Below are 18,807 nucleotides of genomic sequence, written 5' to 3' on the forward strand. Positions count from 1 at the left end.
TGATGGCATTATCTAGACTCCATAGATGATTCTTTTTGTCAATGCGTAAGTCCTAGAGAAATAGAAGAATATAAACAAATTGATTTATGGTATGAAAACCTGGATATAGGAACACAATATACAAACAATATTGCGAATTTCGTAAAAGATGTAAAAACGAAATTAAACAAAGTTGATGAAGATTTAAAAAAAACTGAATCCAAAAAACTTAGTCAGGGGATAGAAAAAAAAATACGTTCTGATGATAATTTTCCGGACGAAGGTTCTGTTCAATGGGAGATAGGCAAGACAGGAGAAGAGGTGAAAGTTAACTATGCTTATACCGCTTTAATAGACTTTAATGGAGGAGGAAGAACAAGTAACAATAATGAAATAGAAGAACAAAAAAATGATCAAGTTTTTCTTGGCTTCACTCAAATAATGATGGATAAAATTAAAAAGCCTTTAGATAATGAAAAAGGAGGACAACAAGAAAATAATATACAAAACTTACATACTTTTACTAAAGTTGTGATGAATTATTTAACAGATAAAGATAACTACTCGATTATAATTCCCGATCTAAGAATTAATAATGTCTATGTTATTAATCCAAAAGGCTTTATGTTGTCTTATCCATTTACCAATGATAAGTATGGGAAAAAGATAATTTTGAACGATAGACCTTGGTATAAAGCTGCTAATGAGACTGCTGATAAATTTTATTATTCATCTTTTACAGATGATACAGGTGGTATTTTAGGACTTACTGGTATTTATATAGATATAAGCAATAAAAAAATAAATCCTAACGCGATTAGAACCTTATGGTACAAATTTAAAGCTAACGATGGAAAAGAATATATTTTATGTGTGGATTTATTTTTTGATAAAAGTAGTAACCTTTCAAAAGAAATGAATTTACTAGATTTAAATTTATTAGAACAATCTATAAACTCTGGTCTAAATTTAAAAGAAGGTGATAATATTTGGATATATTTATTATGTATAAGTTTTATCCTTGCTTTATTATTAACTTTAATATATGAATTCAAAGTTAAAGAAATTATTTTAAGCATATCTAAACGTTATCCCAATGATTTAGTAAAAATAAAGCTGCAACTAGATAAAAAACATTATGCTAGCAAAGATGAAGGAAAAATAACGTTTACTATTCAAGGAGAAACTAAAGAAATAAATAAAAGCGAACAGTCAATGGAGGCGAAATGGGGTTTAAATATACAGAACATACAAGTTGGTGGTAATAATAATCAAAGTCATACAAAACAAGAAGAAGCTACAGCTAGATATGAATTCATTAATGAATATGATCTTAATATGAGTCAAAATAAACCTATATATAGATGTATTGAAACTTGGAAAGTTGTATTGGAATATCAATCATGAAACACTCAAAAAATAGGTTTCTTTGTAGCAAAATGGAATACCAATAATAGTGTAGATATTCAAGAAGGACTAGATATAAAATCTATATATTGGGAAAAAGAATATGAACAATACTTGGTTAGTATTAAAAAACAATTACGCGAACATTTACTTATAAGCGACGATAAAGAATTTGTAGCTGTTTTAGATACTAATTATAGTAGAACACAAAATATACCTCCATTCCTTGCAGAAATAAATAGCATAAAAAAAATAATTAATAGCAGTTTATATCTCAAACAAGGAAAAATTGTTTTTTCGGAAGTTGAAACTCTAACTGAGTTATACAAACAGGCTCAGGTTATGGTTAACGCAATTTGCACCCTACATTTTCTCAGAAAATTAGTGGATAATGATAAATTAAAAGATTTTTTTCAAACTCAAGTACATGAAAGATATTTGATAGAATATAAACAAGGTGAATTCAAGGATTTTTATAATTCGCTTGATGATGACAGTAAATTAGAATTGAAAAATAAATCTCCATTTAAAATAATGGTCTATCAAGACAATATTGATAACATAGTAAGTGCTCAAGACGATTTCTGTATAATTTCAATCAACAATATTCCTAGATTAGTAGCTTATAGTTTCACAGATAATAAATATCCAAATACTGGTTGGATAAGTTGGCGGGAAGTAGATATCAAATTCTATGAAGAATTATATAAATGTCAAAAAGATCAAAACCATAGAATTGAAAATATTCAAACATATCTAAAGTGAAGGCATTTTAAAGTTATCTGCTATGCCAGTAAAGGAGTTAGATTAAGATTGGTGCTAGTTGAAGTTTCAGATAGTGTTTGGGTAACTTGACAAACCTCATTAGGTAAAAGCTACTGAATTTCAGTCCAACCAAAGAAGATTCGTTTCTGATCGCCTCGATCCTTTGGATGCTAGCAATTAAGCCTGACTAGTTGATTTGAAAAAGCTGTAAATAACTAAATAAAAAGCCCGCTCAAGCGGGCTTTCTAAATTAATTAAGTTATTGCTTTACTTACCGTTTCGCTAACTTCTTCGACATCTTCCGTAGACGAATTGATTGGGGTGTAACTTCCACCAATTCATCGGCCGCGATGTATTCCAAAGCACGCTCTAGGCTCATGTCTATTGGTGCTTGCAGCTGCACCAATTCATCGCCACCAGCCGCGCGGTGGTTGGTTAATTGCTTGGTTTTACAGATATTCAATTCCAAATCTTGGGAACGAGTGTGTTCTCCCACAATCATACCTCTATAAACCTTTGTACCGGGAGTAATAAAGAATGCTCCTCTATCTTCGGCGTTTCTCATGGCGTAGAAGGTAGAAACGCCTTCTTCAAATGAGATTAAAACGCCTTTATTACGGGCTTCAATGTCGCCACTGATTTGACGGTAATCTAAGAAGCTGTGGTTCATGATGCCTTCACCACGAGTCATCCGCATGAATTCACCCCGGAAACCAATCAAACCACGGGCAGGAATGACAAACTCTAATTGAGTGCGATCGCCACTACCTGGTTGCATATCTTGCATTTCGCCTTTGCGTTGTCCCAGGCGTTCAATACAGCTACCCACTCCATCAGCAGGAATGTCTAACACCAAGAGTTCGTAAGGTTCGCAAGGTTGACCGTTGATTTCGCGGTAAATTACCTGTGGCTGAGATACCTGAAACTCGAAGCCTTCGCGGCGCATGGTTTCAATTAAGATACCCAGGTGTAACTCACCACGACCGGAAACTAGGAATTTATCGGGAGAATCGGTTTCTTCGACACGCAAAGCCACGTTGGTTTCGAGTTCGCGGAATAGGCGATCGCGAATTTGTCTTGATGTCACCAACTTACCTTCTTGACCAGCAAAAGGCGAATCATTCACCCAGAAGGCCATTTGCAAGGTTGGTTCATCCACTTTAATTAGTGGTAAAGCTTGCGGTTCGTTGGGGTCAGTAATCGTTTCCCCAATATAGGCATCAGCGAAACCAGCCACCGCCACAATATAACCTGCGGTTGCTTCTTCCATATCTACGCGCTTCAGTCCATCAAAGCCCATCAACTTGGTAATTTTACCCTTGACAATGGTACCATCTTCTGTTACTAAAGCTGCTTGCTGTCCTGCTCGGATAGTACCGTTGTGAATTCTGCCAATGACAATCCGTCCCAGATATTCAGAATAATCTAGGGTTGTAACTTGCAATTGCAGAGGCTTAGTGCTGTCGCCTACTGGTGGTGGAACGTGTTGCAGAATTGCATTAAATAGGGGTTGCATATCTACCGATTCTGCTTCCAGGCTTTCTTTCGCAAAACCTGCCATACCGGAGGCAAACAGATAGGTAAAATCACACTGGTCTTCATCTGCCCCTAATTCCAAGAACAGATCCAAAACTTTATCGACAGCAACGTGGGGGTCAGTTTGACCACGGTCGATTTTGTTGATGATAACTATGGGACGCAGCCCTTTTTCTAAGGCTTTTTTGAGGACAAAGCGCGTTTGGGGCATGGGGCCTTCATTGGCATCGACAATCAGAAGACATCCGTCAACCATGCCGAGTACGCGTTCAACTTCGCCACCAAAGTCAGCGTGTCCAGGAGTATCAACAATATTAATTAGTGTTTCTTTGTAGCGAACCGCCGTATTTTTGGACAGGATAGTAATACCCCGTTCCCGTTCTAGGGCGTTGGAGTCCATAACGCAATCCGGAACGTCTTCGCCTTCGCGGAAAATGCCGGATTGTTTGAGGAGTGCGTCAACCAGGGTGGTTTTGCCGTGGTCAACGTGGGCGATAATGGCGACGTTGCGAATTGGGAGCGTCATAGAAGCTTTTGGTGAACTCTAGAGGGTGTTTATAAGATTTACATTTGAATGCTAGGCTGTTTTAACAGAATTGGGGATGAGCGGCAAACTCTGTAAAGAACCTTTAATAATTCTAGCGTAATCGTCACAATTGCGGTGAGTTTTGTAAACCCGACAATGATGATGTGTGGTAATTACGGCATTACTGGGATAAAAAAAGCTTCTGTTAGAAACAGGTGTTGCTTAAAGGGCGGTATTGTTTCTGAAAATTGCGGTTGATTTGGGGAGAGTAATGAGTCGAATAGAGATGAAGTTGCTGGCTCTGAAAGTCAGGTGATTTCGTGTTTGGGATCAAAAAGAAGCGATCGCCTAGCCTTGTTTTTACTGGCTAGAATGGGGTGAGTATCTCTACAAAAATATTCCTAGCGATCGTCATTGCTTATGTAGAGACTTTATAATGCAACGCCTCTAGTTAAGGTATATTTCTAAAAACGAATAAAATGACAGCGATAATTATATGGTCTGCTGCCTAAATCCTAATTGTGAGAATCCCCAAAATCCTGACGAGGCAAAGTTCTGCCTTCGTTGCGGCACAGAGTTGGTATCGCTACTAAGAAATCGTTACCGAATTATCACGCCATTGGGGAGAGGAGGGTTTGCACGCACATATATCGCAGAAGATATAGATAAGCTCAATGAAAAATGTGTTGTTAAGCAACTTGTTCTCAGTCAATTTTATGGCAGTCAGGGTAGTCAGGCACATAAAAAAGCGACTGAGTTGTTTGAAAAAGAGGCTAAACGTCTAAAAGAACTAGGAGAACATCTCCAAGTTCCCAATTTGTACGCATATTTTAAGGAAGCGGAATATCTGTATTTAGTGCAGCAGTTTATCGAAGGACAAAATCTGTTGCAAGAGTTACAACAGCAGGGAGTTTTTGATGAAGCCAAAATTCGAGAGTTTTTAAATGATTTATTATCTGTGCTGTTAAACATACATCAACAGCAGGTAATTCACCGAGATATTAAACCAGAAAATATTATTCGTCGTCAAAATGATCGAAAGCTAGTATTAATTGATTTTGGGGTGGCAAAGCAAAATACGGAAGCTACAAATACTGCGTTGGGAACAATTATTGGTTCATTAGGTTATGCACCAATTGAGCAAATGCAGGCGGGGAAAGTTTTTCCATCCAGTGATATATATAGTTTAGGAATAACTTGCTTTCATCTACTGACTAATATTTCTCCTTCGAGTTTGTGGGTGAAACAAGGATATGGTTGGACTTCTAATTGGCGACAGCATTTAACGCAACCCATAAGTCAGGAATTAGGGATGATTCTTGATAAGTCACTACAAGAAAATCATGAACAACGTTATCAATCTGCACAGGCTGTCTTAGAGGACTTAAAGAAGTTGCCGCAGATAAAGTATACATTAGTTCCTACCGTTATTCCACCTACCTTACCATCAGGATCGCAACCACAAAATAAACATAAATCAAATCGATATCTACCGCAATTCTCTAATATTAAATTATTGTTTGGAGCAATAATTGCTGGTTCGGGTGGTTCATTTTTAGCGATCGCACTTATAAGTTTTCTCGGAACTACTTGGATTAGCTCTGGATTGTGGTTACTAATTTTAGGAGGATTAGTTTTTATTCAATCTCGGCCGCTTGTAGAAAAAACTTATTTAATTGTTATTTCTATAATAGCAAATCTACTCGTTGTCTTTATTTTCAGAAATCTCCTAATCAATAATCTTCTCAAAACTGGTGTGAATGGACTACTACTTGTAGGATTGCTAGTTATTCTGACAGGTTTATTGACAGTTATTATTATAGGTGTATCTGAAATAATCAATAGAGCTATTTCTAAATATTTTTAAATTTTTGGTCTTGCTCAATTGTCATAAATCTCTTGATTTCAGATAAATTTTGTAGAATTTGGGTAATTATTCATGACAAATAAAAAAGAAAATTTTAAGCTGCTTATTTCTCTCGGTATAGCTGGGGTAATGGTGGCAGCTATTTTATGGTTAATTAGCAAAGTTTCTTCTACTATCATAACAACATCATCAAACCCTACACAAACTTCATCTTCGTTTACAAATAAGCCTTCAGCAATGAATTTGGGTACAAAGATTTTGTTGAAAGTGCAAACATATCCTGAGAAAACAGATGGGGTTAAAGCTTTTGCTGAAAAAGATTTTACCACTGCTGTGAAAAAGTTTACTGCTTCACTAAAAAATAATCCTAATGACCCGGAAACTTTAATTTATTTAAACAATGCCAAAATTGCACGAGATAATTCAGACAACCTGAAAGTTGCTGTGATAGCATCAATTAACTTCGATCCTAGTTTATCAGAAGAAATTTTGCGTGGTGTAGCTCAAGCTCAAAATGAAGTTAATAACCAGGGAGGAATTGCTGGTAAAAAGCTGCAAATTGTGATTGCAAGTGCTGAAAATAGAGAAGATTTTGCCAGACTAGATAATGAATTAGTTCAAGACAAGAGCATTGTGGCAGCAGTAGGAGTTAGACGTAATGCCGCAGTTTATAATCAGAATCGCTTGGTGTTAGTGTTTCCTATTGAGCGACCAAATCAAGCCGAAAATCAAGAAAAATTAGATAACAATTCCATAAATAGTCAGCCTAATAGTTCCCCAACTAACTACTCATTTCATGTAAATCCGCTATATGATAATTTAATAGATACTCATTCTCGCTACATTGCTCGACAAGCAAGAACTGTTGCTATTTGTGGCGATGTTCGTAGCTCAAGAGATAATTCAACCACTTCATCAAATCAGATACTTTTAGAACAGTATACTCAAGCTATCAAAAAATATGGTAGCAATGTTATTAATACACCTTGCAATTTGGCAGATAAGAATTTTGACTCTAGAGCTTTTGTAGATAAAGCCATAGAAACAGAAAATGCAAGTGGCTTTTTATTAATGCCTTCAATCAGAAATATATATTTTGCTAGCAAAGTTGCACAAGAAGTTAAAGGTAGAAAGCCACTGTTTGCCTCTGAAACTATGTACAGTGCAACAACTTTACAAAATGGCAAGGATCTCGAAGGAATGGTATTACCTGTCTATTGGCATCGTGATGCTAATAAAAATAATCCCTTTGCGAAAAATGCCTTTCAGCTTTGGAACGGACAAGTAAATCAGAGAACGGCAGGAGCTTATGATGCACTCCAAGCCATTATTGCTGGCTTAAAACAAGACAGTACCCGCGAAGGATTACAAAAGGTATTGTCTAATCCCAATTTTTCAACATCTGGAGCAACCGGAATGATTAAGTTTTCAGCCTCCGGGGAGCGTCAAGGAGAAGCTCTACTTGTCAAAGTTGAGCGTTGTGAGTCTTGCTCTAGTGGAACTGGTTACGATTTTGCCCTCTTGAATAAGAAGTAGTTTTTTTGATGTTAATTTTCATTCCAAAGATATAGATTACTCCCAAATAGGTAATCTATTTAATTTCAATGTCATACTAAACTACTTGATTTCATTGCAACTAAAAATAAGAGCGATCGCTTCTATTTTTCTGTAACGAAAAGTTTTGTTTCTCTACCCATAGTTGTGAGTGCAATCGCTCAAAAGAAAGATGAAATATCGCCAATCCCTATGTCAAGGTTATATCAGTAATAATTCTGAACACTTTGCCGAGGAGAACACGAATGGTAACTACATTAGATGATACCAAACGCAATGCTATTGCTATAAAACTTGCAAGTATCAAAGCTCTCCAACAGTTGGCTCTTGAGAATGAGCAATTGCTTTTGACACAAGGACTTGATGCTGAAATTGCCGATCGCATCCGAGATTTTATCAAAGATGACGAAAAAAATCTTGGCATTCTAGAAACCGTAATAGGTCAGTATGGCATTCAAGCTGAACCCAAAAAGACTATTACAGAATTCATTGAAAAAGCTCGCGAATTGTTCAAAGGTTCTGAATTGAGCCTGTATGAAAAAGTATCTCAGCATGAATTGCTGAAACATCAACTAGTAACGGGTGGCTTGGTAGTTCACAAGGCTGCCCAAAAAATTGGTGCTGATGTATTGCTAGCGATCGGGCCTTTGAATACCATTAACTTTGAAAACCGCGCTCACCAAGAACAACTCAAAGGCATTCTGGAAATTCTAGGTGTCCGTGAATTCACTGGACAAGATGCAGATCAAGGAATTTGGGCACGTGTTCAAGACGCTTTAGCTGCCGTAAGTGGTGTAGTCGGTAGCGCTGTCACTCAAAACAGTGACAAAAAGGATCTGAATATCCAAGATGTCATCCGCCTCGATCACAACAAGGTAAATACCCTATTCACCGAACTTCTGCAAAGCGACGATCCGCAGAAGATCCAAGAGTACTTTGGTCAAATTTACAAGGATTTAACTGCTCACGCCGAAGCTGAGGAAGAAGTAGTATATCCAAGAGTACGTTCTTTCTACGGTCAAGATAATACCCAAGAATTGTTTGACGAGCAAGCTCATGTGAAGCAAGCATTAGAGGAAATTAAGGCTATTAGCCCATCTTCACCTCAATTCAAAGAGAAAGCTAAACAGCTATTGGATGAACTTGGCGATCATATTCGTCAAGAAGAAAGTACACTATTCGCTGCCATTCGCAACAACTTGAGTACTGAACAAACTGAGCAATGGGCTACCGAATTCAAAGCCGCTAAAACCCGAATTCAAGAGAAATTGGGTGTTGTTAGCGAGTCGAATGTATAAGATGCTTTCGAGCTTTTTATATCCGCTAAAAAAGGTTAGTTAAACAAAAACTCCCAGCGTTTATCTGCTGGGAGTTTTTGTTTACAAATTTTGCTGACAGTATTTATAAGCGGCATAAGCCATAGTTACAACCCCGGTGATAATAGCAGATTCATCAACTTCAAATTGGGGATGGTGTAATGGGTGATTAACGATTCTTTCTTTGTAGCCGACACCCAAGCGAAACATCGAACCTGGGGCGTGTTCCAAATACATCGAAAAATCTTCAGCACCAAGGGAAGGTTCGGGTAGTACTTGAACGCGATCGCTACTCCAAGCTTCTTCTGCGGCTGATTGTAACAATTGTGTCAGGGCGTAATCATTTTGGACGCTGGGTACACCCTGGCGGTAATTAACTTGATACTTTGCTCCGTAGGTTTGGCAAACATTAGATACAATGTTTTCAATCCAGTTTGGGAGATGGGCACGGGTTTCAGGATGGAGCGATCGCACGGTTCCCAATAACTGCACTTTATCCGCAATTATATTCGGCGCTCTACCACCATTAATTTTCCCGATACTCAATACTACAGGACGCAAAGGATTTTGTGTCCGGCTAATGGCTTGTTGTAGTGCAGTAATCACTTGGCAAGCAATCCAAATCGCATCAATCGCCTCATGGGGACGCGCCCCGTGTCCAGATTCTCCCATAATCAGAATCTCTAAATCATCAGCGGCGGCTGTCAAAGCCCCATAACGCACACCAATAGATCCTGCGGGTATAGAAGGGAAAACATGAACCCCTAATAAAGCTGAAACGTTTTCCATCGCCCCATCTTTCACCATCCAGCTTGCCCCTTGAGCAATTTCCTCGGCTGGCTGAAATAAAAACCGCACTTTCCCACCCAACTCCTCAGCCATTTGGGACAGCACCATTGCCGTTCCTAAGCCCACTGTGGTGTGGACATCATGACCGCAAGCGTGCATAATACCATCTGCACGAGAGGCATATTCCAAATTAGTGCCCTCTTGAATTGGCAAGGCATCCATATCAGTGCGAATCGCCAATAAGCGGTCATTTTGGCTAGTGCCTTGGAGTTCTCCAATCACGCCCGTTTTACCAACTCCCTCTTGTACGTGCAGCCCACTGGAAGATAAAACACCAGCTACGAAAGCTGCTGTTTGGTACTCTTGACCGCTGAGTTCTGGGTGAGAGTGGATGTGGCGGCGAATTTCAATTAAGCGAGGCGCTAGTTTTGCGGCTAAGTCTTTTATATGGGTAAGCATGGATTTAATTAATCTATAGGCTTTTTTCCCATGATAAAGAACTGTTAACAAACAAAATGCTTTTGCTAATACAAGCAGAGTGGCAGGGGGCAGGGGGCAGGGGGAGCAGAGGAAGCAAAGGAGAAGTTGCAGTAAGTTTTTCCCCCTCCGTCTTTGCACCTCTGCCCCCTGCACCCCGCCCCTCTGCCTCTTGTACCCCGCCCCTCTGCCTCTTTTCAATGCCCAATGCCCCAATCTATTTTGAATAACAGGTTGTGCCTAAAGTATTTTCGGGTTTGAACTCGTTACATTCTCTGGGATTTGGACGCTCTAACGACCAGCCATAAGGTTTGTCGGAGGTGACGACACCATTATTTAAAGTTGTTAGTCGGTAATTAGCGCCTCGAAAATTAGTAAATTGCAATTTGGCATCTTTTAAGTTTGCTGCTTCTAAATTGGCGCTAATGAAACCGGCAAAAGACAGATCGGCACTTTCCAGGGATGCTGATTTCAAATTTGCTCCTGTTAAAGAAGCACCGTTGAGATTCGCCTTATTCAGAACTGCACCTTCTAAATTTGCACCAGTGAGATCGGCATTCGTGAGATTAGCTTGAGATAATGTAGCGCCGCTCAAGTCAGCCCCTCGCAAATTTGCTCCAGTTAGATTCAGCCTAGTTAGGTCAGCGCCACTCAAATTACACCGGGGACAGGCAGTTGTTGCCTTCAACTGATCCAAGTCTAGCTGATTTAATGCAACGGCCTGCTCTGCAAACCCAAAACAAGCTAACAGGGCGACGGTAGCAACAATCTTAAGTTTCATATTTTTTACTGATATTTACAAAAATGACAAATTACGCACATAGCGTACTTTCATACTTACATATACCGCTTCTCTAAGCCCGGATTTCTCACAAGCAATAAAAAAATGTATTATATGAGGTCATGTAAGACATTTTTTTAATACATCATCAATTTAAATTTAGGTAGAAGACAAAATTAGTATAAAACCGTAGCTTGCTATAGTCATCTGAATCAAACGGCTATTTTGCGCCAATCCAAAAACGTAATCAACTCTGGGCTGTGATTCCATTGTTGCCGTATTTTTTTAATCACTCTCTGTACTTCTTCTAATGCTCCTGCTGCTGGATCTACATTAGAGGGGCGAAGCTTTGCTGCCAAGGGTAAGGAAGAACAGGGATGAAGCATTCATTAAGAAGCTGTAAAAATACTATAAATTCTAATGGTAAGACTACTCAAACTGAAATATAGGCTATAGAATCGAGTTGTAAGGAACTATACCGAACCAATTATAGACTACCACCTATGTGATCCCCCTAGCTCGATGAAAAACACGACTAGGGGGATCTTGTTTTTGGGCATTGGGTACAAGAGGCAGAGGGGCGGGGTGCAGGGGGCGGAGGCGAAAACTCTTCTCCCTTCCTCCCTGCTCCCTTGCTTTCCTTGCTCCCCGTGCCCCCTTCATCGCCATCCCAAAAGGCGCAATCCAGGGACAATTAGGTAGTAACTCACACCTAACCATAAGCTGATGAAGAAGCCCACAGAACCAAAAAAAATCAGAGGCGAGTATAAGTCTGACCAGGCTGGTTGACTAGTAAATTGGAAGATGGGAGGTGCTAACTTTAAAAGAATCAAAACTGCATAGGCGATCGCACTTCCAAAGGCTGCGAACACGGCGTACACTACATGATGGCTGCGAAGTCCTAAGCCCAAGGTGAGTAAGCTAGCTGCGACTAAAATCACTGCCACTAAGCCCTCGCCGCTATCTTTTGGGGTGATTAATTGCAAAATCAACCAGCCGAAGCCATAGCTAATCATGCCCATCAGGGATGCAACTAAAAACCGCCGCCGTTGACCAAAACACCCCGATACTGTTAGTCCCCAAGCGGTTCCCCAGCCTGCGGCAACGAATACCAAAATATCTGCCCCAAAGACGGGTTGAGTATTTGGCACTAATTGGTTTAGCTGACTCGAAATAGATTCCACAAACTGACGCCCTAAGCTGGTGTGATAGGCCAAAATAAAACCAGCGCTCGCACCAAAACAAGCGCCGATACTACTCAAGATCATTGCCCAAATCGTCGCCAAACAAGCTCGGAAAATTTTGATGATTGTCTGAGCAATAAAAATAATGGTTTTGGTGACAGCTTGGCTAAAGTTAGCCAAAATTTGCTCAATAGCTTGTGTTAGCTGTGTAAATCTCTGGGAAACTTGGGTTGAGGTTTGCTTAATCTTGTTTCGCAGTTGGGCAAACAACCTTGGTGGCGGTAATGGTTGAGAAATCTTCGCCAAACGTTTTTGAATTATAGCTGCATTTGCCGGACGCGATCGCACATCTTCCTGAACCATCTCATCCAACAAATCTGCCAATTGGGGGTTGACATTTACCCCAGTTCGCCAGCGTAATTTACCTGTTTGCTGATCTTCTAACTCTAGTGGGTATTTGCCTGTTAATAGTTCAATCACCGTTCGACCAAGGGCATAAAAATCGGCACCTGGCCCAACAATACCTCCAGTTACTTGTTCTGGTGGACTGTAACCAGAAGAAAATAAGCGGGTGGAACTAGACTGAGAACGCAGTTTAGAGGGGGTAAATTGTTTTGCCCCGCCAAAATCAATTAGTACCAAGCGATCGCTTTCTGTTGACCCTTGAGACTGGGTTACAGATGGCGAAGATGTTCCCAGCATTAAATTGGAAGGTTTAATATCTCGATGAATAATCTGACGTTTGTGTAATTCTTGTAAAATTTGTAGAGATTGGGCAAACCAATTTAAAACCAAATCCTCTGGACACCCCTGAGGAAACTTTTTTAATATCTCCTCTAAAGTCCGCCCATTGATTTTTTCCATTACCAAACAAGGCAGTTGGTGCGGTTTGGGATTAAACAGGTTTACGTTAAAATACCCATCGGCATCAACTGTGGGAACGCCCGGATGCTGCAAGCTAGATAAAACCGCCGCCTCTTGGGTAAATAATTCCAGTGCCTTTGGCGAATCTTCTACCAACACTTTCAGTACTTTCTCAGTTTGAGTTTTTTCATCCCAAACTGTGTAGATTTGAGCAAATCCTCCCGATCCCAATGCTTCAAGGGGAACATAGCGGTCTAGCAACTCTAGCGGTGCGCCACAGCTGTTGCAAAATTTGTTTCCCCAAGGCTGAGGATAAGGACGTTGACAATCAGGATTTATGCAGTGAACCGCACTCTGAGTGATGTGGGACACAACCGCTACAATACAAAGGCTGACTTGATTTTAGCGTTTCTTGAGGTTTCCTGATTTTTTTAAAATAGTCAAAAGGAAAACCCTCATAAAATCTATGAGGGCATTCGCTTATATTTACAGCAGATTTCAAGGAAGGTGAATTACAAAAGCTAAGTCTCAAAGCAAGGTATAAAGTCTGTTTTACTTCTGTTAGCGCAGCGAGGCGTAGCCCATTCTGAATTCTGACTCCTGAATTTTGACTCCTAAATTCTGCTGTATCTCAGCCCTTAATTACGAAAACTTCTCTTACTTTGTCTGTGCTTGGCAACTTCTTTGCGCTTGCGTTTTTCTAGGGGTGTTTCAAAATGACGATGCTTTCTCATGTCTGGAAAAATTCCAGCCTTGGAAACTTCTCGCTTAAATCGTCGTAAGGCTGACTCAATGTGTTCATTGTCACCTACAATTACTTGGGTCATTATTTCTCCTAACTAAGTTGACTTCATCAATGGCTATGGGGACATTCAGGAGTGCTGAGTAACCCCATAGATAAATCTAGAGGATGGTTACAGAGCTTGTCGAATTATTGAAATAATGACAAGCACTTGTTTCTGGGCACTCAGCACTGCTTTGGTAACATTACAAAAAAAAGACAGACTCTTTGTCTGACCTTAAGACTTTAGGTAAATTTTTTTGTTTCCAAAGTTAGTAGCGTCCGCCACGTCCGCCACCGCCACCGCCACCGCCGTATCCTCCTCCTCTGTTACCGCCACCAAAGGAACCTCTATCACCTCTGTCTTCCTTGGGTTTAGCCTTATTCACTTTCAGGTCACGACCCATCCACTCAGCACCATCAAGGGCTTCAATGGCAGCGGCTTCTTCAGCTTCAGTTCCCATTTCCACAAAAGCAAAGCCTCGGGGACGACCTGTTTCACGATCAGTAGGTACTTGAACTCGTTTTACAGTCCCATATTCTGCAAAAATACCACTTAAATCTTCTTGTGTAACGTCATAAGAGAGGTTACCTACATAAATTGACATCGATTCTCTCCAAAATCATCACTGTGTAGAGATTTTAATTTCTCTGAGAAGTCTGTAAATACTAAAAGGAAAAAGCCTTTCAATACTAAAATCAAAGACATCACTGAATTAACTCTCATAAATCTAGGATGACATACAAGCCAACTCTCTGCATCCAGTAGATAGTTAATTAGTGATGCGATCGCGTAGGTGCGATCGTATGCCCCACTGACCCTAAGTACAGTCCACCCCAAAATAGGGTTGGAAATAGAAGATAAATTCTGTAGGGTGACATAGGAAATCAGGCATACAGGGGCGCATCTTTAATATCCGAATTGAATGTTTGACTGCATTTAACCATGAAGCATTACTCCAAGATTTTAATATGAAAGGCAAAGTCAGGCAACAAATATATTTAACAATTCAAAATTCAAAATGACGTGCAGGGGAAGTAGGGAGCAAGTAAGAAGAAGTTTATCCCCCCCGCACCCCGCCCCTCTGCCTCTTTTCAATCCCCAATCCCCAGTTCAATCAAAATTTCGCCTCTTGACCTGAACAATCAAATAGATGTAAACCTAAGCGTTGGGAAAGTTCTTCACACACCTTTACCCCCCGCACACTATTACCACGCATATCCAGTAGCGGCGAAAAAACGCCAATGCCCATCTTATTGGGTACAACGGCAATAATCCCACCACAAATACCACTTTTCGCCGGAATACCAATTTTATAAGCCCACTCACCTGCAAAGTTGTACATTCCACAGGTATACATCACACTGAGAATATCTTTGATGTAACGCTTATCTACTGCCCGTTCTTTGGTGATGGGGTTAATACCTCTGTTAGCCAGGGTAGCTGCCATCACGGCTAAGTCTTGGCAATTTACCATCACAGCACACTGCTGAAAATAAAGATCCAGCGCCTCTTCTATGTTCCGGTCAATCATGCCAAAGTTGAGCATTAGATGGGCCATTGCACGGTTACGATGCCCGGTACTACGTTCTGAAGTAAAAACTGAAATGTCTACGAACACGTCTCGGCCAATATATCGCCGGAACATATCTAGCATTCGGTTGAGGCGTTCGGTGGGGCCGGAACCTTTGATTAAGCTGGTGGTTGCGATCGCTCCAGCATTTACCATTGGATTATAAGGTCGCTTCGATTGCTCATCCAAAATAATCGCGTTAAATGCATCCCCTGTCGGTTCTACACCAACTCTCGTTAAAACGTAATCTAGTCCATGATCTTCTAAGGCCAGTCCATAGGCAAATACCTTAGAAATTGACTGAATGGTAAAAAGTTGCTCGTAGTCTCCAACTTGATAAACCTGACCATCTACTGTGACAATGCAAATACTGAACAAGTCCGGGTTTGCCTTTGCCAGTTCGGGAATGTATTTCGCTACTGCACCCTCCTGTACTGACTTGTACTGTGAATGCAACTCCTTAAGAACAACTAATAATGGCGATAGTTCTATTTCTAAATCCCCTTGATGTGCTTGGTTTGTCATCAGGCTGATAGCATTTCCCAAAATATTCCAAAATATTCACTATATATAATAGGGTTCTACAGCCCCACGTCCCTACAATTGCAAAGATTTTGGTAAAAACAGCTTGCTCTCAAAAATCATACTTGAGCAATTACTGAGTGCATAAAATAAGCATAGTGCTTTTTGATACGAATAAAATCTATTATGCTGGCGATCGCAAAGATTTCCTAATTTTTTTATGATTAATCACTAAAAATATTAAGTTGAGTATCTTTCTTTATTTTATACTCAGTAATACTGTTATTGCATGTTAAATATATTACTGATTTTAATCTAGTTATGGAAAATCAAAGTCATGATTAATGTACGTACAACAAACTTTGAAAAAAGAGATGAAACTCAAACTGATTTGCATAAATGTCCTAGATGTAACTCATATCACGACCTGTTCATAGAGAAATCTAAATATTTCATTAAATAAGCGATTTTGAGTATTTATGCCGATGCCATTTAATTAACGGTATATTACCTTCTTATAGAAAATAGCGAAAATACATGTGATATAAAATACACGAGTAGTTGCGAGCCTTTAGAACCAATCTGAATGGGGTATCGTCACTTTAGGGTGCAAAGAGGGTAAAGTTTTTTCAAGAAATTTTTGACTTGTCGAAAAAAGCGTTACATAGCCAAAGTCCTGAGTTGAGAAAGGTTTCACCCTCAAAATGAGAATTGAAATTTGAAAAAGTGGCCAATAATTACGCTAAAACCCTGATCCCCAAGCCGAAAGGTTCATGTTAGTCTGTTGCAGTTATAAATAAAAAGTGAAAGCGGAACGAGTTCGAGTTTTTCAGAAGGGAAGTTACTTTTACAAAGTGATAAATCTCGCAAATTATAAAACTTTTAAGTTCTAGAGACGCTTTAAAACGGACGCATGAATCAAAGACATTTGTGGACTATTGTCGCCCTGTTTATGACTGTTTTGGGTATACCTTCAGTCGGTTGTACTCAAACCACTAGGGGGAATGCGCTAGCATCCCAAAAATCACTTATCGCTCCTATCACCGATGCGGTGAAGGTGGGAGAGTATCAATCAACAGCAGGAAAGCAAACCTTGGATGCTGCGATTGCAGAAATCCATCCTCACAACGTTGGAGGACGTAAGGCGGCAACTCTTTTTATCAAAAATATACCTGTTCTCACATTTTTGAGTTCTGTATCAAATACGAATCTTGAAAGTAAAAAAGTTGGTGAAGTTGGAAATACTGAGGGCGTACAATCGTACGCCCTTATTGCTAACAACTCATCAAAGTCAGTGAGTGCTGAGAATGCAATGGCTGTGAACAACCAAATTAGCTCTGTTGACGATGACCCGGTTCAGATAGCTGGTATAATAGCCGCTAAAATCAATCAGTTAAATCGGGAAAACGTTGACGGCAGCAAGATTACCGTAAGTTGGAAAGCGGGGGAAAAATCTACTGCCAATCAAGCGCAAAACAAAAGCACCCCTGTCCAGCAAGATAGCGATCGCTATGTCATCAAAGTTAATGGCGAAGAATTGGTCGAAATCAATGAAGGTACGCGATTAGCAGGTACCACCAACAATCTAGCGCAAGATGCATTGCAAGCAACCAATCGCCTACGCAGACTACTAGGCAATGCATCTCCCTTAAAAGAAATTGCGAATTTACCAATATCAATACCGAAATTGCCACGAGAGATTTCCGTCGGCGGAGTGCAAATCTCTTTCAGAGGCATGGCTTCCTATTACGGCTATGACGGTTCTGGTAATCGTACCGCTAGCGGTCAAAGGTTCAATCCAGAAGAGATGACTGCCGCCCATCGTAGCTTACCCTTTGGTACGCAAGTTCGTGTAACCAATACCAGCAATGGTCGTTCTGTAGTGGTACGGATTAATGACCGGGGCCCATTCATTCGGGGTCGAGTAATAGACTTGTCAGCTGGCGCGGCTCGAATTTTGGGAATGATGGGTAGCGGCGTGGCACCAGTACATATCGAAGTCTTAGAGAAATAATCGAGTAGGGAATAGGGAAGAAAGTTAATCACCACTTCCCACTCCCTATACACAATTCCCCTAATTCAATCAAATGATTTCCACAGATGGCAAAGCTTTACGCGGTTCTTATCAACTTGGAACTGACAACCCCACGATCATAATTATTCGGTGATTATTTTCGTAAAGCAGAGGCATTTAATCAAAGTCTGTCGGTAAATCTGGTTTGCGGTAATGTTGAAAAAGGCGCGTGATTTGTGCTGATGTCACACGTCCGAGAGAAAGTTCTGGTAACGCATCTTCAGGAAAAAAACCTACTTCTTCAGTTTCAATACTTGATGATGGAGAACCACCGATAATTTCGCAGTGAAAAAATAGCTTGTAGACATAAAACGGAAATGGTGGATGTCCTTGTTTGTCTCTGTCATAGACTGCTAGTAATTTGATAGTGCGTGCTTGATATCCAGATTCTTCATATACCTCTTTGACTACTATCTCACTGGGCGACTCACCAACATCAGCCCATCCACCAGGTAAAGTCCAGCAGCCATCTGCCCTTTCTTTGACTAACAATATAGTTTCATCACGAAAAATTGCTGCACGCACATCAACTTTAGGAGTTGCATATCCGACTTCACGGCTAAACAAATCGAGGACATAGCTGTGTTCTACATTTGAGTAAGTCGCGATAATTTCTGTAGCGATCGCCTGTAATTGTTTGTACCGTTCGATATCATAAACACCTTCAGAATAGGTTAAACCATTTTGAGCGATCGCTTGTAACTTCTGTGCCCATTCCAGCCATTTAGGTTGCATATATTTTTCTCATGTATGGGCTTGTGGGATTGGGTGTTGGGTATTTGGAAAACTCCCAGTCCCCAGTCCCTAGCCC

15 protein-coding genes are annotated in these 18,807 nt (G+C 40.1%); 6 read left to right on the top strand and 9 right to left on the bottom strand.

The annotated features are described in order from the left end of the window. The first annotated feature begins 300 nt into the window (after positions 1-300). Positions 301-1,386, top strand: a complete 1,086-nt coding sequence (locus tag HWQ39_RS15550; RefSeq protein ID WP_292846504.1) for a hypothetical protein — start codon at positions 301-303, stop codon at positions 1,384-1,386. A gap of 114 nt (positions 1,387-1,500) precedes the next feature. Then, positions 1,501-2,151 (top strand): hypothetical protein, encoded by a 651-nt coding sequence (locus tag HWQ39_RS15555; RefSeq protein ID WP_292846507.1) that lies wholly within the window; start codon positions 1,501-1,503, stop codon positions 2,149-2,151. Positions 2,152-2,422: 271 nt separating this feature from the next. Here the strand turns inward: HWQ39_RS15555 and typA are convergent, their stop codons facing one another. Further along, entirely contained in the window at positions 2,423-4,213 is a 1,791-nt protein-coding gene (gene typA, locus HWQ39_RS15560; RefSeq protein ID WP_292846510.1) for a translational GTPase TypA, read from the bottom strand. Positions 4,214-4,709: 496 nt separating this feature from the next. On the opposite strand from typA, the gene HWQ39_RS15565 reads away from it, so the two are divergent. From HWQ39_RS15565 to HWQ39_RS15575, 3 genes are all read left to right on the top strand, one after another. Further along, positions 4,710-6,080, top strand: coding sequence for a serine/threonine-protein kinase (locus tag HWQ39_RS15565; protein WP_292846513.1), 1,371 nt, complete (start codon positions 4,710-4,712; stop codon positions 6,078-6,080). A gap of 72 nt (positions 6,081-6,152) precedes the next feature. Beyond that, a complete protein-coding gene (locus HWQ39_RS15570) occupies positions 6,153-7,616 on the top strand; it encodes an ABC transporter substrate-binding protein (RefSeq protein ID WP_292846516.1) in 1,464 nt (487 codons plus the stop codon). A 263-nt stretch (positions 7,617-7,879) separates the two neighbouring features. Beyond that, positions 7,880-8,932, top strand: coding sequence for a hemerythrin domain-containing protein (locus tag HWQ39_RS15575; RefSeq protein WP_292846519.1), 1,053 nt, complete (start codon positions 7,880-7,882; stop codon positions 8,930-8,932). A gap of 81 nt (positions 8,933-9,013) precedes the next feature. Here the strand turns inward: HWQ39_RS15575 and HWQ39_RS15580 are convergent, their stop codons facing one another. From HWQ39_RS15580 to glsA, 7 genes are all read right to left on the bottom strand, one after another. Further along, complete coding sequence (locus HWQ39_RS15580) at positions 9,014-10,198, bottom strand: M20 family metallopeptidase (RefSeq protein WP_292846522.1); 1,185 nt, start codon at positions 10,196-10,198, stop codon at positions 9,014-9,016. 235 nt (positions 10,199-10,433) lie between these two features. Continuing rightward, positions 10,434-10,997: a pentapeptide repeat-containing protein gene (locus tag HWQ39_RS15585; protein WP_292846524.1), complete on the bottom strand. Its 564-nt coding sequence runs from the start codon at positions 10,995-10,997 to the stop codon at positions 10,434-10,436. A gap of 212 nt (positions 10,998-11,209) precedes the next feature. Then, on the bottom strand, positions 11,210-11,383 hold the full coding sequence (locus HWQ39_RS15590; RefSeq protein ID WP_292846654.1) for a hypothetical protein: 174 nt from the start codon (positions 11,381-11,383) through the stop codon (positions 11,210-11,212). 273 nt (positions 11,384-11,656) lie between these two features. Next, on the bottom strand, positions 11,657-13,417 hold the full coding sequence (locus tag HWQ39_RS15595) for a protein kinase (RefSeq protein ID WP_292846527.1): 1,761 nt from the start codon (positions 13,415-13,417) through the stop codon (positions 11,657-11,659). A gap of 266 nt (positions 13,418-13,683) precedes the next feature. Then, positions 13,684-13,872: a 30S ribosomal protein S21 gene (rpsU, locus tag HWQ39_RS15600; RefSeq protein ID WP_012407716.1), complete on the bottom strand. Its 189-nt coding sequence runs from the start codon at positions 13,870-13,872 to the stop codon at positions 13,684-13,686. Between the two features lie 226 nt (positions 13,873-14,098). Then, positions 14,099-14,434 carry an RNA-binding protein gene (locus HWQ39_RS15605; protein ID WP_292846530.1) on the bottom strand — a complete coding sequence of 112 codons (336 nt, stop codon included), beginning with the start codon at positions 14,432-14,434 and terminating at the stop codon, positions 14,099-14,101. Between the two features lie 510 nt (positions 14,435-14,944). Next, positions 14,945-15,925: a glutaminase A gene (gene glsA / locus HWQ39_RS15610; RefSeq protein WP_292846533.1), complete on the bottom strand. Its 981-nt coding sequence runs from the start codon at positions 15,923-15,925 to the stop codon at positions 14,945-14,947. A 910-nt stretch (positions 15,926-16,835) separates the two neighbouring features. Between glsA and HWQ39_RS15615 the strand changes: the two genes are divergently transcribed. After that, positions 16,836-17,936: a septal ring lytic transglycosylase RlpA family protein gene (locus tag HWQ39_RS15615; protein ID WP_292846536.1), complete on the top strand. Its 1,101-nt coding sequence runs from the start codon at positions 16,836-16,838 to the stop codon at positions 17,934-17,936. A gap of 177 nt (positions 17,937-18,113) precedes the next feature. On the opposite strand, the gene HWQ39_RS15620 is transcribed toward HWQ39_RS15615, so the two are convergent. Further along, on the bottom strand, positions 18,114-18,731 hold the full coding sequence (locus HWQ39_RS15620) for an NUDIX hydrolase (RefSeq protein WP_292846539.1): 618 nt from the start codon (positions 18,729-18,731) through the stop codon (positions 18,114-18,116). Positions 18,732-18,807 lie beyond the last annotated feature (76 nt).

It is taken from the genome of Nostoc sp. NMS8, from assembly GCF_017115045.1.
Taxonomy (GTDB): domain Bacteria; phylum Cyanobacteriota; class Cyanobacteriia; order Cyanobacteriales; family Nostocaceae; genus Nostoc.